Annotated in this window: 3 protein-coding genes; all 3 read left to right on the plus strand. The window is 62.1% G+C overall.

Features of this window, described 5'->3' with window-relative positions; all coding sequences use genetic code 11:
• On the plus strand, positions 1 to 1,106 hold a 1,106-nt coding region (locus tag KYC_RS27910; protein ID WP_008168925.1), incomplete at its 5' end, for a type VI secretion system Vgr family protein.
• A complete protein-coding gene (locus KYC_RS27915) occupies positions 1,106 to 1,987 on the plus strand; it encodes a DUF4123 domain-containing protein (RefSeq protein ID WP_008168927.1) in 882 nt (293 codons plus the stop codon). The genes KYC_RS27910 and KYC_RS27915, both read left to right, overlap by 1 nt.
• 6 nt (positions 1,988 to 1,993) lie before the next feature.
• Positions 1,994 to 2,569 (plus strand): toxin VasX (locus KYC_RS27920; RefSeq protein ID WP_008168932.1); only part of this gene is annotated, 576 nt, incomplete at its 3' end.

The raw sequence follows: 2,569 nt of genomic DNA on the forward strand, positions 1-2,569 counted from the left end.
CGGGCCAGGGCACGTCCTACCGCTACGAAGCCGAACTGGTCCCGGACGACGCCGAATGGCGCGCCGAACCGCTGCCCAGGCCGCGCATCGACGGCCCGCAAAACGCCATAGTGGTTGGCCCAAAAAATGAGGAGATCTACACCGACGAATACGGGCGGGTCCGTGTGCAGTTCCCGTGGGACCGCGAAGGCCGCAACGACGAGCACAGTTCCTGCTGGATCCGCGTATCGCAGAACATCGCCGGCGCCACCTGGGGCCACATGGCTATCCCGCGCATCGGCCAGGAGGTCATCGTCTCGTACTTCGACGGCGACCCGGACCAGCCGGTGATCACGGGGCGCACCTACAACCGCCTGCAGTTGCCGCCCTACGAACTGCCGCGCCACAAGACGCGCATGACCATCAAGAGCCAGACCCACAAGGGCGAGGGCTACAACGAAATCCGCTTCGAGGACGAAAACGACCAGGAAGAAATCTACGTCCACGCGCAGAAAGACCAGAACATCCACGTCAATCACGACGAGACCACGTTTGTCGGGCACGACCGCAGCGAACAGGTCGAACACGACGAAACCATCGCCATCGGCCACGACCGTAAGGAGACCGTGGGCAACGATGAGCAGGTGACCATCGGCCAGGACCGGCGGCATGGCATCGGCCGGGATGACTTTTTGACCGTGGGGCGCAACCACACGATCCAGACGGGCAAAGACCGGACCGAAGAGGTAGGCAATCACCGGCGGGACAAGACCGTGGCGAATCACTGGGTGAGTATTGGCGGGCACCAGGAACACACCGTGGAAGGGCGTTCGGCGCTTCAAGCAGGTCAGGCAATCCGCTACTCAACCCGAGTCTACGAATCCGAGGCGGCCGACAGTTTTATCGTCAAAGGGCCGGGAGGCACCATCCGAATCGACGCTTCGGGTATCACCCTGGAAGGGGTTTCGGTGCAAATGCGGGGGCCATTGAAAGTCGCGCCCACCGGACGCGGGAACAGTACCTCCATCGCTGGCGTTCCAGACCCGGGAGAGCCCGTGTGCGTCGGTTGTCTGCTCAAGGCGATTGCGGAAGGGCGCAGCCTGATTCAGATGGGGGGAGCAGCCTGATGATGACGCCCTTCGCGCAAGGACTGATCGCGCAATTGCGAGAAAGCTCGTCCTATCGGCTCATGGCTATCGTGGAAATGGCTCGCCTGCCGGAAGAGGAGCGCCAGAAACTCCGGGACCAGTTTCCAGACTCGACCCACCCTCTGTTGAGCCAGGATTGCTTTGCCAACATTCGGGATATCGGGCCTTGGCTCTTTTCTTCCGGACCTAATGCCGACCTTCAAAGTCAGTACGACTTTCATTGCAGATTGACGGAGCTGGCAGGCGATGCGCTGTGCGGATGGCTGGTCAGCGCCATGGCGTTCGCCACGCTGGCCGGGCATCTAAGCCAGGCGGCTATTGCCCAGGCGCCCGATGGCAGCGCGTACATGTTGCGCTTCCATACCGAAAAGGCCTTATCTATCCTGCATGCGCGGCGCGACCTGCCGGGCATTGCACAGCTGCTCGGTCCCATTCGCGCCTGGTGGGTGGTCGAACCCCATCCCGCTCAGAAGGCCTGGCGGCAATTCCTGGGCGACGGCAGGCCGCAAGACTACGGCGCGCCGCAGATTCGACTGGATCAGGCATGTTGGGATGCCTTGACGGGAGATCCGCTGAGTTATCAGCTCGCGGAGCAGCTGCGCGAGCCGCTAGCCGCCAGGGTAGGGCCGGAGGATTGCCACGGCACTCGACTCGGCCGGGTTAGCACGCTGCTGGCGGAAGCGCGTGGACATGGCTTGAACGATCCAGCAGACCTGAGCGACTACGTCACCCTGATCGCGCAGCACGGCGACCGGTTGCGTGGCGCGTCCGCCTGGCTTGCAGCCTTGGACGACGCACGCGACGGAAGCAAGCCGCTCGCCGTTGCGCTGAAAGCCCGCGCCTTTTCGAATCTGGATTGAAAATCTATGTATAGCTGGAAAGAAACCTTCGAACTGTGCGCGGAAAACCGCAGGTGGATCGAAAACGAATTGAAGTCGGGTCCCGCGGTCACCTGCACGCGCAGCTTCATCATTTTGCCCCTGCGCTATGGCGCGGTGGGCGGTGCAGAGACCTCCCGCAAGCAGCTGCCGCCGCTGCCGGTGAATGCCGCCGACCCCTACAAGGTTGGAATGCTTAGCGAATCGTCCTACGCATTGCGGCCGCTGCGTCAGGGCTTTCTCTATGTGCTCATCAAGCGCAAGCAGAAGCCGTATGAGTGGCACAGCCAGTACCGTGTCTCCGAGATCAGCACGCTCACTTACATTGATGCGGACAAGCCCTGGGAGCCTCCTGCGTCGGCCGGTGCTGGCGCGGGGGGATCAACTAGGCTGGCTTGGTCGTTGAAGATCTTCGATGTGGACGGCATTGACGATTTGCGTTTCCTTTTCAGTCCGGTTCCTCTCACGTCCGCAGTGCGGGATAAGTACCGCACCCAAGAGAGCCACCGCCAAACGATGAGATCGGTGAACGTGGTAAAGCTCGCGTCCGCCGTGCCTCCCCAG

This window comes from Achromobacter arsenitoxydans SY8, from assembly GCF_000236785.1.
GTDB classification, from domain to species: Bacteria; Pseudomonadota; Gammaproteobacteria; order Burkholderiales; family Burkholderiaceae_B; genus Achromobacter; species Achromobacter arsenitoxydans.

Coding starts and splice junctions, on each gene's coding strand:
- KYC_RS27915 (WP_008168927.1), top strand. CDS start 1,106: ATGATGACGCCCTTCGCGCAAGGACTGATCGCGCAATTGCGAGAAAGC.